Annotated in this window: 11 protein-coding genes; 4 read left to right on the forward strand and 7 right to left on the reverse strand. The window is 69.8% G+C overall.

Translation table 11 applies throughout. The features are described 5' to 3' along the window. Positions 1-4: 4 nt before the first annotated feature. The 5 genes from GKE82_RS05580 to GKE82_RS05595 form a co-directional block, all read right to left on the reverse strand. Positions 5-1,414 (reverse strand): ATP-binding protein, encoded by a 1,410-nt coding sequence (locus GKE82_RS05580; protein WP_196189072.1) that lies wholly within the window; start codon positions 1,412-1,414, stop codon positions 5-7. Between the two features lie 331 nt (positions 1,415-1,745). Continuing rightward, complete coding sequence (locus GKE82_RS26795) at positions 1,746-2,399, reverse strand: hypothetical protein (RefSeq protein WP_196189073.1); 654 nt, start codon at positions 2,397-2,399, stop codon at positions 1,746-1,748. Further along, complete coding sequence (locus GKE82_RS05585; protein WP_196189074.1) at positions 2,396-2,836, reverse strand: hypothetical protein; 441 nt, start codon at positions 2,834-2,836, stop codon at positions 2,396-2,398. Before GKE82_RS05585 ends, GKE82_RS26795 begins: the two co-directional genes overlap by 4 nt. 181 nt (positions 2,837-3,017) lie before the next feature. Beyond that, positions 3,018-3,254, reverse strand: a complete 237-nt coding sequence (locus GKE82_RS05590) for a hypothetical protein (protein ID WP_154732628.1) — start codon at positions 3,252-3,254, stop codon at positions 3,018-3,020. 14 nt (positions 3,255-3,268) lie between these two features. After that, a complete protein-coding gene (locus GKE82_RS05595; RefSeq protein WP_196189075.1) occupies positions 3,269-3,940 on the reverse strand; it encodes a conjugal transfer protein in 672 nt (223 codons plus the stop codon). Positions 3,941-4,499: 559 nt separating this feature from the next. Here GKE82_RS05595 and GKE82_RS05600 point away from each other — a divergent pair. Beyond that, positions 4,500-5,207 (forward strand): hypothetical protein, encoded by a 708-nt coding sequence (locus tag GKE82_RS05600; RefSeq protein ID WP_154732630.1) that lies wholly within the window; start codon positions 4,500-4,502, stop codon positions 5,205-5,207. Continuing rightward, complete coding sequence (locus GKE82_RS05605) at positions 5,200-7,287, forward strand: DEAD/DEAH box helicase family protein (protein ID WP_154732631.1); 2,088 nt, start codon at positions 5,200-5,202, stop codon at positions 7,285-7,287. Before GKE82_RS05600 ends, GKE82_RS05605 begins: the two co-directional genes overlap by 8 nt. On the opposite strand, the gene GKE82_RS05610 is transcribed toward GKE82_RS05605, so the two are convergent. After that, positions 7,215-7,529: a hypothetical protein gene (locus GKE82_RS05610; protein ID WP_154732632.1), complete on the reverse strand. Its 315-nt coding sequence runs from the start codon at positions 7,527-7,529 to the stop codon at positions 7,215-7,217. The genes GKE82_RS05605 and GKE82_RS05610 overlap by 73 nt on opposite strands. Positions 7,530-7,745: 216 nt before the next feature. On the opposite strand from GKE82_RS05610, the gene GKE82_RS05615 reads away from it, so the two are divergent. Beyond that, on the forward strand, positions 7,746-9,707 hold the full coding sequence (locus GKE82_RS05615; protein ID WP_196189076.1) for a hypothetical protein: 1,962 nt from the start codon (positions 7,746-7,748) through the stop codon (positions 9,705-9,707). A 54-nt stretch (positions 9,708-9,761) separates the two neighbouring features. On the opposite strand, the gene GKE82_RS05620 is transcribed toward GKE82_RS05615, so the two are convergent. Beyond that, complete coding sequence (locus tag GKE82_RS05620) at positions 9,762-14,345, reverse strand: AAA domain-containing protein (protein ID WP_196189077.1); 4,584 nt, start codon at positions 14,343-14,345, stop codon at positions 9,762-9,764. Positions 14,346-14,538: 193 nt separating this feature from the next. On the opposite strand from GKE82_RS05620, the gene GKE82_RS05625 reads away from it, so the two are divergent. Further along, positions 14,539-15,864: an IS256 family transposase gene (locus tag GKE82_RS05625; protein WP_196189050.1), complete on the forward strand. Its 1,326-nt coding sequence runs from the start codon at positions 14,539-14,541 to the stop codon at positions 15,862-15,864. Positions 15,865-16,174: the final 310 nt, after the last annotated feature.

The raw sequence follows: 16,174 nt of genomic DNA on the forward strand, positions 1-16,174 counted from the left end.
CGGGTCATCGTCGAGCGTGGGCCGGAGAGGTGTCGAGGACGGCGAGGAGGTCCTGGTCAGCGAGGTCGATCTGGACGGCTCCGACGCGGCCGTCGTAGTCGCGCATGAGACAGCGCCCGCGCCGGAAGCTCTGCAGGCGCGAGCGAAGTGGAGCGTCCTCGGGGTCGAGGCCGAGCAGGTCCAGGACCTGACGCGCTTCGTGGTCGGTCTCGACGCCGAAGCAGAACAGGGCACCGAGAAGATTGTCGAGGTCCCCGACGTCGGCAAGGGCCTGGGTGGCCAGGATCGGCGTCGCGTTCTGGCTTCGGCACAGTCGGTTGATGCGCTGGACGAGGGCGCGTCCGGCCGCATCGCCGAGCAGCATCCAAGCCTCATCGAAGAGCAGGACCTTGTGGCGGCTCGTGTCGCTCGCCATGAGGTGCGTCGCGTACGTGGCGAGCAAGCGCAGAAGCGCCTGTCCCGTGCGCTCGTCTGAACTCATCTCCGCGCGAGGCGTGCCTGGCAACGGGAGAACCAGATTGGCGATCCGCAGCACCGTCAGCCGCTTTGCGAGCGCCGGCCGTGTGGGGCTGTCCGCCTCGGCGAACGCGAGTCGAAGCAGCCCGCCTCGAGCGTAGGTCTCAAGGGCGCGCCCCGCCTCGGCCGCGTCGTCACGGCCGTTGATCAGCCGGTCCACGACCTCCGCGCACGACGCCAGAAGGCTCTCCCCCACCGCGTCCACCGCCCGCCGGATCTCGGTCTGCCACGACGCCGGGACCGGCGACGGAAGGATGTCGATCAGGAAGCCGTAGGCGACATCGGTGCGGGTGTCCTCCGGACCGATCCGCAGCGGATCCAGGAGACCGCGAAACTCGGGGTCCGGCGACAGTGAGATGTGCTCGACGTCTCCCGGGTCGACCACGGCATCGAGCCGGTGGTCTCCCTTCGGATCGACGCTGACGACGCGGGAGCCGGCGGCGAACGCCTGAAGCGCGAGCAGCTCCGCCGCCAGGGTCTTCCCCGAGCCGAGCGTCCCGGAGCACAGCATCGCCGGCGGCCTTGATGTCCGCGGTGCCTCCGTCAGGTCCATCAGCACCGGATGCGGTGCGCCCGTCAGCGTCGCGCCGATGTAGAAGCCGCAGTCCGAGCCGACCTGATGCGTCGCGGTCGGGACCATCGCTCCGAGCTGCTCGCACAGGAGGACGTCTTCGTACGCGCGCGTGCCCGCGCGCTGGCCGGGGAGGTGCGTCGTGAACAGCTCGAGCTGTGATCCCGCAGGACGATGCAGCGTGATCGGTGCGTACTGCGCGCGGACGCGCTCCACCGCATGCTCGAGCGCGTCACTGGTCGCTGCGCTGACCGCGAGCGAGATCGTCGATCGCAAGAGCGGCGGACGCTCGGAGGAGGTCAAGTACTCCTCGAGCTCGCGCGCCACGGTCGGGCGTGCGGCCGTCAGGGCGGTCGCGCCGTGGTGCCCGTCCTGCTCCTCCGCGAAGACGTTGTCGGCGTCGACGAGCCGGCGCCGGGCCAACGCGACCGCTCGGTCGTTCGCGAGCCACTGAGCCGTGAAGACCGCGTCGACCGGGAACGGCAGCGCCTCCAGCGGCGCGAAGAGCATCTCGGCCTGGCTGCCGGGGAAGGTCATGGTCTCCGGCAGCGCGCCCACGGCCAGAAGGGCCTGGTGGGTCTCCCCCAGGTCGGAGTGCGTCACGAGCGCCCGAGCACCGACCTCGATCGGTGCGTCGAACAGTCGGAGGAGGTCCGTCTCAAGCGGCTCGAATCGCCAACCGCCGTCCTCGTCGTCGCTGTCCAGGGACGAGAGCCTGCGGCAGCCACCGGGGATCGCACTCTGGCTCGCCCAGACCTCGGCAGAAGGCTCGGCGGACGAGCCACTGCAGATCCCCGGTCGTGGCTCGCTCGCAGTCCAGGAAGTCGGCCACGCGCGCGTGGACCTTGCTCTCTTCATGGGTCAGCTTCGCCATCGCGCGCGCCGTGAGCGCGCGCGGGTCCTGGAGGCCGAGCGCACGCGACACGCTCGAGCGCAGGTTGCGCGCAGGCTCGGCACGCAACGCGACCGCCAGGAACACCTCTGGGGTCGCAGACGCGAGGAGCGAGACCCGCGCCCGCTGCGCGGACACCATGCGATCGAGGAGTGCGGACTCCGACTCTGGGCCGGCCGCGAGTCCGTAGGCCATGTCGGTGTAGGCCTCCACCGACGTGGCTCTGCTGACGCGGAGGATCTGGAAATCCGCGGCGATCGTGTAAGCGAAGCCGGCGATCTCACCGAGCAGGTCCCGCTTGCGGGCGGACGTCAGCCCGGCGTACGAACGCGTGGTGAGTCGGTAGAGCGCCCAAGCGTCGTCCGCGCCTCCGGCACCGAAGACGAGGTTGCCGCGAACGAAGGTGATCGGCTGTTTCACCGGATCACCAGCCGGCGTGACCGATCGAAGGCGACCTCGAAGCCCGACTCGAGCGCTGCGCCTTCCTCGCCCCGCAGGGTGAGTCGGCGACCGCGCTCGTGCGCTGTTGCGGCAACGCGGACGACGGCGGTCGCCGGCCCGCGGACCCTTCCTCGTCGAAGTCGAGGCCCGCTCGCGTCGGGCGCGACGCAGACATCAAGGCAGCGGACCTCGCACCCGGGCTTCGTTCCGCGCTTCCACGCCGTCACGACCGTCGGTTGCATCCTCCATTTGAGGAGGGCGAGGAACGCGTCGTGCGCGGGCCGGCCGTCGACCTGGATCGACGTCAGCGCGTAGGCGGCCGCGCCCGGGATCAAGGCGAGGCGCACAGGTGCGGGCAGTGCGCCGACCACCATGCCAATGATCGGGAACTGCCCCGCCACGAGGACGAGCAGCAACGCGCCGGCCGCGTACCCAAGGCTGCGGAGTGGCAGCCCGTAGGGCAGGGGCAGCCGCCAGCGGTCGATCCGGTGGAGCCGTCGATCGAGCTGGAAGACGACCCGGAACGAGCGGATCACGATCTCGTCGCGCTCGCGCATCAGTCTGCGACCGAGCCCCAGAGGGAAACGATCACGCCCTTCACCTGGTCGGGGGCGAACGCGAACCCCCGACGATCATCACGAGCAAGGCGAGGACGAGCCCACCGTTGATGTCCCGCTTCGCGAGGACCGGGATCGACACGAGCGCCGCAACCCCCAACAGGAGGGTCGTGGCCCAGGTCTTGATCTCCTCCCCCAGGTTCTGCCCGACATCACTGGTCTCAGCCAGCGCCAGCGCCGGCACCGCCGCGTAGACGGCAAGTGCCGCCGCGGTCATCAGGACAAGCCTCATCACTGCACCTCCGGGTTGGTGTGGATCGCGCGTACGAGCCATCGCCCCGCCTGCTTCGTGACCGACAGCTCGTACCGCAGGGTCATCTGGACGCGATCGGCGTCCGTCGTGCGAACGGTCGTCGTCACCCGTGCGCCCGGGCGGACCCAGGACACCGGGTCAGCGGAAAGCACACGCAGGGCACGGTCGGGAAGCACGACCTTCGCGTCGCTCGCGAGATCAGCGCGGAGATCCGAGCCGTCGCGCGCGAGGTAGTTCCGTAGTGCGCGTTCGACCGCTGTGGCCAGTTGCGGCTCGGTGACCTCGCGCCCGACTCCTGGTCTCGACGGACGCTCGGCACGGGGAAGAGCGCCGACCAGCGCCGGCTGACCGACCACCTGGCGGGCGCCGGACGCGTCTCGCCGAACCGTCACGGACAGCGCGACCCTCCCGCTCGAGGTCTGCGCCACGACCGTGACGACCTCGGTGCCTCCAGTTGCGCGCCGGGCACCTGCGACGGAGGTCCACCGGACGGATTGCTCGATGCCGCTCGGCGGCCGAGCCGGGATCAGGTCGACGCCGTAGGCCGCCAGCGTCGTCGAGGATTCGGAGTCCGCGCGGTCCCATGTGAGGTACTCGCGAGCGAACGCCTCGGCAAAGGCCTGGGACCCGGGGTCGGCGTTCGTCGCCACCGGCTGTCGAGGCGCAGGCACGGGCGGCGCCGAGAAAAGATCTCGAAGCCCGACAGCACTCAGCACGGCGCACGTTGCGAGGAGCCCCGCGCGCGGCGCGCGCGAGCCAGCGCGTCGTCTGGAGCCGCTGCGTCGCAACCTCGAGCATCAGCGCGCCTCCACGAGACGTGGCTGGGAGTCGCGGGCGGGGGCAGGCCGATTCTCCACCCTCACCTCTCCGCTGGGAGCTGCGATGGAGAACGGAACCTGCTGGTCGTGATCCCCCCCTCCCCGTAGCGACGAGCCCTACAGCGGCGATGCTCGCGCCGATGGCCAGAATCGTCGCGAGCCCGCGGTGGGAAGCTGCAGGTACGGGGCGTCGCGCTGGCTGGACGGGGAGGACGCCGTCACCAGAGATGCGAAAGCCGCGCTTCTCAGTCGCTACGGTCGGAGGGGTCACACTTACTTAGTCGCGTGACTCGGGAACTACTCCCCCCTGAGTTCTTAGCGTCAGAACCCGCTCGCTTCGGTCGACTAGGCTCGCAGCCGCGCCGCCACGCGAAGGCCGCGGCAGCTACTCATGAGCCCATCCCCTCCCTGGTATCCGCGTTTCGGTGACATCCCCGGCATCGACTGGCCCTGCCCGCCCGGGATCGACCGACGAACACTGCGCGGCCACGATGCTCGTCCGCAGGAGAACGACTGGGGCTCCGACAGCACCTGGTGGCCGATCATTTACGAGCGGGATCGCGATGACCGCGCGAGCGTCGGCCTGACCTGGAGCGTCGACACCTCCGGCCGTCGCGACGACGATGACTTCGACGACGATGGGTCCACGGGGTCGTCTCCCGCCTCGCAGTACCCCGGCTTCACCGGACCGCGCAGCGTGGACGAGGAACTGCAGCGCATGTACGAGGCGCTTGAGCTGCCTGGGACGGCAGCGGACTACGAGCACCGCATCTCCGCCGCTGCCAGTTACCTCCACAAGATCCGCCTGCGCGAGGCGAATGCGATCGCCGAAAGCGAACGGCTGTGCCTACTCTCATTCGCCCTCGTCCGCGCATGCCCGGAGATCCTGAACCGCAAGGAGCGCTACCCGGACGAGGACAACATGCCGGTGTGGATGGCGACCGCACATCTGCTGACCCGCATCTACGAGGACAACGGCGACCTGGCCGAAGCGGAGCGGGCAGCCGTTACGGCTGCTGAGGAGTTCGGCCAGCGCGTGGACCACGCCCTGTCGAGGATCCGCGAACGCCTCTCGGTACTTCGCGCCGAGCATGCCTGAACCGCCGCACTGCGCGCTCCCAGCCGACTCGTTTCTCGAGTGGGCGTTCCTGCGGTGGGTGCTCGCGCCCGCGACCGCGCCGACCATCCTCCCGCGAGTCACCGCGCAGCGCGAGGTCGAGGTCGACGGCCGCCGCTACCGCCTGGACTACGAGATCGCCGGAGATCAGTTCCGCGTAGCCGTCGAGCTCGACGGCTACGAGTTCCACTCGTCCCGAGACGCGTTCACCTACGACCGACTGCGCCAGAATGACGTCCAGTCGACCGGCCGCACCGTCGTGCGGTTCTCCTACGACGCCGTCCGACACGACACCGCGCGCTGCATCGCGCAGCTCCAGGCGCTGCTCGCCCGCGACCCCTCGCTCGCTGAGCATGTCGTCGCCGACCCGGTTGTCGTGGCGCCGGACATGGACCCCGACCCGGTGCACGCTCTTGACCCAGCCCCCGGACGGCGTGCCCGGCGCGTTGCCGCGGCAGCCGACGACGACGCGGGCGCTCCGACGTACTTCGAGGCGGGACGCGACCGCATCGAGCAGAAGACGCTGCGCGACTGCCAGACACAGGCGTTCGCGGCGCTCGCCAACTACTACGGATCCGGCGGCGAGAGAGCAGCCTGCGTGATGAGCGTCGGCGCGGGCAAGACCGCGCTCGGCGTCGCCTCGACGCTTGCTTTCACCGGGCGCCGCGCGCTCGTCGTCACGCCCGGAAGCGTCATCCGCGGGACCTTCGACCGGGCGTTCGATCACCAGGCTGTTGGCAACGTCCTCTACGGATTGCCCGGCGGACCGCTCATTCCCGGCTGCCGGCCCCCGCGGGTACTGACGCTCGACGCTGACGACGGGCCGATCCGTGACGTCGACCACGAGCGGCTGCTCAGCTGCGATGTCCTGGTCACGAACTTCCACTCGCTCGGCGACGGCACCGACCCCGACCACCTGCTCACCAAGCTGCGACCCAACGACATCGACTTCATTGTCGTCGACGAAGCGCACATCGCAGCTTCAGCGTCCTACCAGCGCACCTTCGCGCACTTCGCCAGCGCTCGGGCGTTGCTGATGTCCGCGTGCTTCCAGCGGCTCGACGGCAAGCCGATCGACGCCGACGTCGTCTACCGCCACCGGCTCATCGACTCGATCGCCGACGGCAACGCCAAGAATCTCCGCGTCCACCGCTTCGCGCCCGACCATGCGCAGACGACGTACGAGATGGTCTGGCCCGACGGCGCCCGCGAGGAGATCGTCGGACGGGACCGACTGATCGCCGTGCTCGGCGACGAACGCAAGCTCTCGCGGATCACGGCCAAGTCGACGGAACCCATCCGGCAGGTCATGCGGATCGTCCGGGACGCACTCGACCGCCAGACCGAACTGCTCCACCCCGTCAAGCCGCGGGTGTTGTTCAGCGCGCTCGGCGAACGGCACGCCGAGCAGATCGCCCGCGTCGCGACCGAGCACGGCATCCCCTCCGCGCACCTGCACCACTCGATGTCCACAGGTCACATCCGCGACACGCGCGCTGCGTTCGAGAACGACGCCGGGAACCTCCAGGGCCTCGTTCAGCTGAAGATGCTCGGCCAGGGCTACGACTTCCCGCCGATCTGTGTCGTCGTGCCGATGCGACCGTACGGCTCCTTCAGCGAGTGCTACCAGTTCATAGGCCGCGGCATCCGCGTCATCCACCACCCGGCCCTCACCGGCCGTGTGGCTCCCGGCGAACAGATCCTTGACGTCATCTACCACGCCGAACTCGGCATCGACGAGCACATCGACACGATCTACGCCGAGAACGACATGGACCCCATCACCGAGCACGTCATCCCGGACGCCTGGACCCGCGACGACCGCGGAAAGCTGCCCGGAACGACCGGCCGGGAGACCGCCGCGCACCCCGAGACGTTTGTGCTCTTCGAGCGCGGCGTTGTGGAGCAGCGCGTCGTCCACGACGAGGACCGCATTGAGCAGGCCCGCAAGGAACGCGAACGCCAAGCGCTTGCCCAGCGCTACGCCGCCTACGTGCAGAGCACCGACGACCCGGTGTCCTTCGACCAGTACGCCAAGATCATGTCCCAGCTCGCCCAGTGACCGACATACCCGCTACCCACGGACGACAGCTGCTCGCCGCCGACGGCGCAGCCGCGCGCCTCGCGCTCGACGCGCACGCCGGCAGCCGCGACACGTTTGCCGGCATTGACCGCACCATCGACGACCTGCTCAAGCGCGGCCTGGCCGGCGAGCGGATCATCCTGGCAGCCGACCAACGCGACGACGAGACGATCACCCTCGGCGGGCTCTCCGACGCCGACTCGGCGCTCGTCGCGTCGCACGCCGACATCGACACGATGGAGGCCAAGGGCGCCTGGGCGCTACCCGACCGCGTCACCGTCACCTCCGGGGCCGGAAACCTCGCGTGGTGGCTCGCGCAGCAGCCGCGGTTCGGCGGGTCGCTCGCCGACGCCGACCGCCGTACGGTCACGCTGCGCGGCAACGCCAACGGCGCGTTCGCGTGGGCGGCGGTCTGCCCCGTTTTCGAGCTGCTTGGCGTGCCGCACGAACTGCGCTCCAGCAAGGCCGGCAAGGCGGACGCCGCCGCGCAGGAGAAGGCGTGGAAGCCCCTGGACGCGCTGCTCGCCCACTGCGGCTTCGACCTCGCAGACGAGCTCGCGCCGTTCCGGCCCCGCTCGGATTGGCCCCGCATGAGCGCCGCCGAGCACGCCGCTGCTCGGTCCGGACTCATGGCCGCGTGGGCGCGGCACGCCACCGATGAGTACGCGGCGCGGCTACGGGCGTGGATGATCGGCGGACTCGTCGATCGCTTCTACGCCAAGGCGAAGACGGCAACGCCGACCAGCCGGCAGGCGTTGACCAAGGCGTACTGGCGGCCGATGGCGGGCCTGTTCGGCGGCGACTGGCTCGCGTTCCTGGAGTACCTCGGCGAGCAGCCCAACCCGTCCGAGGAGATCGTTGGGTCGCTCCCCGAACCCAAGCTCTACGCGACCGGCGCCGACCGCGCGCGGCAGGCGGCCGCCGACGCCGGGATCGACGAGGCGGAGATCGAGCGGATGCTCGCCTCATTCTTCGGGAGCCACGACGCGTCAAGCCCGGTCGATCGCCGGATCGCCGTACTCAAGCGCGCCTGGGCGGCGCTCGACGGACTACACGCCTCCCTCACCCCGGCCCGAGGCACGCTCTGGGGCGTGCTCGACGAGCGCAACGAGATTCACGACGAGCGCTTCGACGAGTGCCGCACGGCGCTGCACCGAGAGGTCCTGCCGGCTGACCTCAACGACGACATCGCCGCGCTCTGGGGCACGCAGGCGACATCCAAGGATCCCGGCCGCCTCGTCACCCGATGGCTGCCGCATAACGGTGTCTACGACGCATTCGGTGTGGCTCTCCAGTTCTGGCACGAGATCGCGCTCACCGCCTTTGCGCACACCGAGACCCACGGCTTCTGGGAATGGGGCCTCTCGGAGGCTCAAGAGCGCCAGCAGTCGCGGCTCGACGAACTCGCCGCCGCCAGATGCCCCGTCGACGCGTCGTTCCTCAGGGAACTGGCAACCGCCGCGCGCGACCTGCCACCGATCGCGCACGAGCAGCACCGCAGCCGCGCCGAGCGGGACGGGTTCGCGATCGAGCTGACGTTCAGCGGCCGCGACCGCCTTCCACGTCCGGGGTTCGAGCAGCTGCGCGACGTCATCACGCGTCACCGCCGCGCTTGGGCGGAGCAGCACCTCGACCGCTGGCTTGAACATCGCTGGCAGACCGATCTGCGGGCCACCGCAGAGGCCTACAACCGGCGGCTGATCGCCAACGGCAAGGCTCCGACACTCCGCCAGGCGATCACCCTCGGTCAACCGGCGCTGGACCGGTGGTTCGGCGGCGACATCGGGCAGCTGCTCACCGCGATCGGGCAGAAGGGGCCTGCTGGCGCACCGGTGTACGAACGACGCCTACCAGGCGACCCGTACTCGTTCGGGCGAGCAGTCGAGATCGCGCTCGGCGGCCGGCAGCCCGAGGACGACCTGTCCGACTGGGACTCGGCTGACCGCGAGCGCCTCGACGCCCACCGGAAGGTCCGCGACCACAACTCCGCGCGGTACTACGCAGCCTTCACCGCCTACGAGTACGTCAAGGCGTGGGAGGCTCTCGGCCGCCGCCCGGAGATGAAGCAGGTCAAAGGCGGGAAGAGCGGCGCGGACTTCCTGGACCGTGCTGAACCTGAAGCTGCCTGGGCCCGGCTTGAGGCCGCCGTCCTCAACGTCGTCGACGACCCTTCCCTGCAACGCGCCGGCGCAGAAACGGCGACCCGTCACGATCACGCGACTCAACGACGTACCCAGCAGGAGCGGCCGGCCCCGGGCATCAGTCCTCGCGAACGTGAACTGCCTTCGCGCCCCGACGCAGACCCGAGATCCGCTGCCGATCCACAGCAGGCCGAACCGACCGCCGACGCCCCGGTGCCCAAGCGCCGTGGCCTGCTGCGTCGCATGCTCGACCGCTGACACGTCGACGCTCCGCCGCGCTCGAACCCGGCGGCGCGGCCCGGGTCAGCCGGCTCAGCGCCTTCGCCGAGACGGGCTGAACCTCTGCGCTGCGTTCTCAGCGGACGCTTCGGCGTGTTCCGGCACCGGCCAGTCGGCCGGGTTCAGCGGCGACCACTCGGCGACGCGGGTGAGGTTGAAGCAGCGGACATCGCCGCGTTTGTGGCACCACGCCCACATGAGGTTCCCGCGGATGACAAGCGGGTTGACGTTGCGTTCGCTGCCAGGGCCGGCGGCGTTCTTGGGGAGGTAGCGGATGCGGGCGGCGACCTGGTCGGCGAGCGCTCCCGTCGGCTTGGACTGCGGCGAGAGGGCCGCAGGCAGGGGCAACGGTGCCCGCGGCGTAGACGCGGCGCGGTACGGCATGCCAGCTGGCAGCGGCGGGACGATCGGCGCTGTTCTTGCGGGCGTCACTGTCGGGCGTGCTCGCTCAGCGACCTCGGCAGGGCTGAGGGGGCCGCGGTGCAGTTCGAGGGCCGCTTCGATCGCGGGACGGATCTTCGGCCCCGCCCGCTCGAAGCCCAACTCGCGGAGCGCTTCGGCGAACAGCTCATCCCGGGTGCGCGGAAGAGTGTCGGTCTCGATCCACTGCAGGAGCTGACGGATCGCGGCGGGCGAGTAAGTGTTTTGGATCCTCGGCCGGGCGCCGGCGCGCGGGCGGCTGGCCGTCTGCACCGGCGCCGGTGCTGGCGCTGGCGCTGGCTCAAAAGGGCCAGGGTCGTCCGCCTCCCGGTCGGCGTGCTGCACTGCGTCGGCATAAGCATTGAGGACCCGGGCGATCTCGCGGTCGCGGTCGTTGAACCAGTCCGAGGACCAGATCCGGGCGAAGCGCCAGCCGAGCCGTTCGAGGTGCTCCTGGCGGAGCCGGTCGCGTTCGCGGGCGGTCGGCGAGGAGTGGTAGCTCGCGCCGTCGCATTCGATGGCTAGGACGTAGCGGCCTGGTTCGGTCGGGTGAACGGCGGCGAAGTCGATGCGGTAGCCGGAGACGCCGTGCTGGGCGGCGAGGTCGAGGCCACGTTCGCTGAGCGCGTCACGGACGGCGATCTCGAACGGGTTCAGCTCGGGCGGCAGTTCGCTGCTGTCGCCGAGGGTGCGGCCTTCGCTGGCGGCGTACCCGAGGAAGCCGCGCAGGAGCTGGGCACCTTCCTTGTTGAGCTTCGCCGGGTCCATGTCGTCGGCGTCGAAGGAGGAGACAACGACCATGCGGCGCTTGGCGCGAGTGATTGCCACGTTGAGGCGTCGTTCGCCGCCATCGGTGAGCAGCGGCCCGAAGCGGTAGAGCATTCTGCCGGTGGCCGGTTCCTTGGCGTAGCCGACGGTGAGGATGATCGCGTCGCGCTCGTCGCCCTGGACGCGTTCGAGGTTCTTGATGAAGAACGGCTCGTCGCGGGTCTCGTCGAAGAACTCGTCGAGCAGGCCGGTGATCTCGACGTCGGTGAGCAGCTCGTCCGCGTCATCGTCCTCGTCGTCGTCGTCGACCATCGCCTCGGTCGGGACCGGGCCGTCGCGGCGGCCGTCACGCCACTCGGTGCGGCGGCGGGCGAGCTCCTCGGAGATGGCGGTGGCGTGCTTGAGGCCCATGGCAATGACGCCGAGGGTCTCGCGGGGGCGCGTGAGCGCGTGCTCGACGATCAGGTCGACGACTCGGCGCGCCTCCTGGGCAGAGGACTCCTCCTCGCCGGTCTGCCCGGGCTGCCACGGCACCAGCTCGTGGCGGATGACGTCGTCGGTGTGCACCCCTGGGAACGTCGTCAGCGACCGGTCGTAGATGTGCGTGTTGGAGAACGCGATGAGCCGTTCGTCCTGGCTGCGGTAATGCCAGGTGAGCATCCGCTCGGGTATGAGGCCGCCGAGGGCGTCGAGGATCGACTCGTAGCCGGCGGTGCCCGCATCGACGGGCATGTCCTCGTCGTCCTCGTCGTCGTCGTCGAGGGCTTGGGCGAAGAACGCGGTCGGGGGAAGCTGACGGCTGTCACCGGCGATGACCAGCTGGCGTCCGCGGAGGATCGCGGGGATGGCGTCGGCCGGCGTGACCTGTGATGCCTCGTCGAAGATCACTACGTCGAACAGGTCGCGCTGAGCGGGCAGCGTCTGGCTGACGACGAGCGGTGACATCGCCCAGCACGGCTTGAGCGCACGGAGGACGTCCGGGGCCTCGGCGAAGAACTCGCGGATCGGCAGGTGCTTGCGCGAGCGGGGCTTCAGCTTCGCCTGGCGCTCGACGAGGACCGCTTGCTCGTGATGCGCGTCACGGGCAGTGACCGAGGCGGTCGCGCAGGCTCGGAGAACCCGGGCGGGACCGGAGCTGATGTGGAGTCGGTCGAGCTGCTGGAACTCGGTGACGGTCTGCTCCGGGCCCTTGACGGCGGACACCCAGCGGTCGTTCAGCTCAAAGTGCTCGATGATCGACGACAGCCACACGTAGTCCAGGCGGGCGAGTGCGAGCTGCAGGCCGAGACCCTCGCTGCGGACCTGATGCAGGATCTCGCTGAGGCCGAGGTCCTGGAGCGCGTCGTGGATCGGGTTGACCTCCCCCATCGTGCTCGCCGCAGTGGGGTCGCGCGCCATCGCGTCCAGCAGCGCGACGAGATCGGCCCACGGCAGATCGCCGAGCGGCAGCGTCGGCGCGACCGCCAGGACGTCGCCGAGCGCGCCGGCGAGCTGACGCTCGGCGTCCTGCGCGGCGTCAAGGGACGCCGTGAGCATCGGAGTCGCATTCTCCGTCGATGCGGCACGCCACCGGGCCTGATGGTCACGAGCTGCGGTGAGCTGGGCGTAGAGACCGTCGCGGTCCAGGTCGCGTCCGTCGGCGGTGAGCGCGGCCTTCACCGTCTTCTTCGCGGCGCGGTAGTCCCCGGAGGCCAGCTGGTTCTTCGTGCGCGCCCAGCCGCCTTCGGTCGTTGGGGTCAGGTGCTCGCAGAGCACGGCGAGATCCTCGGCGTAGATCGACTCGTCGACGTAGCGGGTGCTGTCGCGGATGGCCTGGCTCAACGCAAGCTGCCGCGCCCATTCGTTCGGCGTCGCCGGGTCGATCAGGCCGGTCTCCTCGGCGTGCTGCAGACGGATGTCGCCGACCGCCACGACCGTCTGCACGGCCGCACGAACCGCGGCGAGCGCGCGAAGGCTCGCGTCACTGCCGCGGACGGTCGAGTGCGACCACGGCGAGTCCGTCGCGAAGAGATCGGCGGCACCGAGTGAGAACCATTGGCGCAGCAGACGCTGAGCCTTGGCGATCGCCTCAGACGTCAACGTCGACAGATAATCGCCCGGGAAGAGCAGGTCGGATCGGGCGGCTGCGGGCAGGCCTTCGAGCCGCACCCGCGCTTGAAAGACGCTAATGCCGAAGGGCGCGCGGGTGGCGGGCTGGGCGCTGGTGCGGGCGTTGAGGTCCTGCCGCGCGCGAAGCAGCCGCGCTTGGTCGTCAGCGATGTCCGGTTCGCCGCGGCCGCGGTGCGCCTGGATCGCCGCCATCAGCTCCTGAGCGAACGGCGCGCGCTGCTTCTGGCCGTCGTGCATGTCGAGTAGCAGTTGCTCAAGGCCGACCTTGCGGAGCCGCTTATGGACCGCGTCGATGGCGGCGCGCTTCTCCGCGACGAACAGGACGGTCTTGCCGTCGGCGACGAGCGCGGCGATGAGGTTTGCGATCGTCTGGCTCTTACCGGTACCGGGCGGGCCCTGGATGATCAAGTCCCGGCCCGCGAGGATCGTGTTGATCGCGTGCGATTGGCTGGAGTCCGCATCAAGGACGAGGTGCTCGTCGTTCGGCGGCGTGTGGTCCGGCTTGTCGATCGGGATCGGGTCGCCGGTAGCGTTGCGGTCGCGAAGCGATGCACGCGCATCGGTGTCACCGCACAACGCGGCGATGAGATCGTGCGCGGCGAGCTCCTCGCGGGCCCTGTCAAGGTCGAGGACCATCGGCAGCTTCGCGTACGAGAACGTCCCCAGGATCGTTCGCCGCTCGATCGCGAAGCCGGGCACGGTGTGCGCCAGCTCGTTCAGGCGCGGGAACACCGCTTCGAGGGCAGCGATGCTCGTCGCGTCGATCAGCTCGATGTCGAACTCCTCCGCGGCGAGCGGCACTCCGAACGCCGCTTCGAGCTTGCGCAGCAGCGTCGGGTTGACGCGCGGTTCGCCAGCCAGTCGGATCGTAAAGTCCGATGACCCTTGAGCGGTCGGCTCCAGCGACACCGGGACGAGCGCGATCGGCGCCGCCGGCGAGCGACGGCGCTCGGCGTCATCCTCGTCCCAGGTGGCTACGCCGTGCGCGAGGAACATCGTCTCCAGCCCGCGCTCCTCAAAGAGCTCCTTCGCCTTGCCGCGGATCGTGCGCGCCCGTTTGGCAAACGCGGTGCGCGGCGTCTCGTTTGAGAAAACGGCAGCAAGCGAAACCTCGGCGCCGCCGAGCAGCTGATCGACGTGATCCTCCTTGCCGGAAAAATTCAGCGTGCCCGCGCGCAAGTCCTTGAAGTACAGGAGGTTGTTGCGGGCGGTGAGATCGACGAGCTGGTTCTTCCAGCCACGGATCGCAGCGTCGAGCAGACGAACGCGCTCAGCGCTCGGCGGCGATGGAACGGCTGAGAGGTGGGTCGATTCTGGCACGGGTGGTGAACGTATCGGTGACATGGACCCTTAGCCACAGGGGTCGCGCGGAGAGTCGCTCACTGTTCCCGAAGCCTGACCGGAGGTTGTCCCGTAGCTCGTAGAACTTTGTAGGCGGCGGTTCTCCCGCCTCGTCCGCTCCCGTTGGGAGCGTGACGGGTGCTTGAAGTCCATCCGAGACAGGAGAACCGCCGTGAGGAACGTAGAGCAGGACCCCGACGGCCGCGAGCTCGCGCTGCCGCCCGCTGTGCAGGAGGCGCTCGGAGAGCTCGTCAATGCCGCCAAGGACGGGCTGCTGGCGTTGAGCGTCGGCGTCGGGCTCGGCGTGCTGGACACGCTGATGGAAGAAGAGGTCACCGAGGTCGTCGGCCCGAAAGGCCGACGCGACCCGGACCGCGTCGCGGTGCGCCACGGCCACGAACCGGGCGAGGTCACCTTGGGCGGCCGGCGTGTCGGCGTGCAACGCCCGCGGGTGCGGGCCGCTGACGGCAGCGGCGAGATCCGCCTTCAGACCTACGCGCACTTCGCCGACCGTGACCCACTCACCCGGGTCGTGCTCGAGCAGATGCTCGCCGGCGTCTCCACGCGACGGTTCGCGCGCACCCGGGAGCCGGTCGGCGAGCACGTGACCGCGGCCGAGCGGTCGACCTCCAAGAGCGCGGTCAGCCGCGAGTTCGTCGGGCGCACGACCGAGCACCTGCGCGCGCTCATGTCGCGCGACCTGGGCGACGTGCGGTTGGCGGCGCTGATGCTCGACGGGATCGAGCTCAAAGGCCGCTGCTGCGTCGTCGCCCTCGGGGTCACGACCGATGGGGTGAAGGTCCCGCTCGGCCTCTGGGACGGCAGCACCGAGAACCAGACGGTCGCCCGGCACCTCCTCGCCGACCTCGTCGACCGTGGCCTGGACCTCGACCAGGGCGTCCTGGTCGTCCTGGACGGCGGAAAGGCGCTGCGCGCGGCGGTCGACCAGGTCCTCGGCCCGGTCCCCGTCCAGCGATGCATCCGCCACAAGGAGAGGAACGTCCTGGACCACCTCCCCGAGGCCGATCGCGACCTCGTCAAGCGCAGGTTGCGCACCGCCTGGAAGCAGTCCAACTACGAGCTCGCGCTCGACGGCCTCAACCGGCTCGCCGACGAACTCGCCCACTCCCATCCCGGAGCCGCGGCGTCGCTGCGCGAAGGCCTCCCCGAGACGCTCACACTGCAGCGCCTCGGCTGCCCCGAGCAACTCCGCCGCACCCTCGCCTCGACGAACCCGATCGAGTCGATGATCGAGTTCGTCCGCCGCACCTCCAGGAACGTGAAGCGCTGGCAGTCCGGCGACATGTGCCTCAGATGGACCGCCGCCGGCATGCTCGAAGCCGAACAGCAGTTCCGGAAAATCATCGGCGTCGACCACCTCGCCACACTCACGATCGCCGTCGAGCGCGACCTCGCCGCCCGACGCTCCGCAACCGCCTCGCCGACCATGTCCACCACGACCCCCGAGCCGGCCGCTACGCTCGCACCCGCTCACTGATCACCGAACCGCCGCCGAGAAGTTCCACGGCGACCGGGACATCCTCCCTGACCGCGCCAACGGACACCAACAGTTGCTCAGGCACCAATACGCGCACGTTGGCGAGGGCGACCGGACACCGACCCCGCACCAGCATCGTTGATTCTCGCTCGGACCCGTATAGAGAAGGCCCTGAGCCCTGCAGGCCGGCCGTCCGTCGTCCGGCCGGCGGCGGCAGCGCCACCGACGTCGGCTCGACTACGCACGAGTACCGGGGGGCCGCTGTGATCTTCAGCGGTGAGGCGCAAAATGCTGCAGACATCGCGCAAGA

The organism is Conexibacter sp. W3-3-2 (genome assembly GCF_009707605.1).
GTDB classification, from domain to species: domain Bacteria; phylum Actinomycetota; class Thermoleophilia; order Solirubrobacterales; family Solirubrobacteraceae; genus Paraconexibacter; species Paraconexibacter algicola.

Bases quoted from the DNA above. Each gene is read 5' to 3' on its own strand.
- GKE82_RS05605 (WP_154732631.1), top strand. From the start codon at position 5,200: ATGCCTGAACCGCCGCACTGCGCGCTCCCAGCCGACTCGTTTCTCGAG.
- GKE82_RS05600 (WP_154732630.1), top strand. From the start codon at position 4,500: ATGAGCCCATCCCCTCCCTGGTATCCGCGTTTCGGTGACATCCCCGGC.
- GKE82_RS05590 (WP_154732628.1), bottom strand. From the start codon at position 3,254: ATGACCGCGGCGGCACTTGCCGTCTACGCGGCGGTGCCGGCGCTGGCG.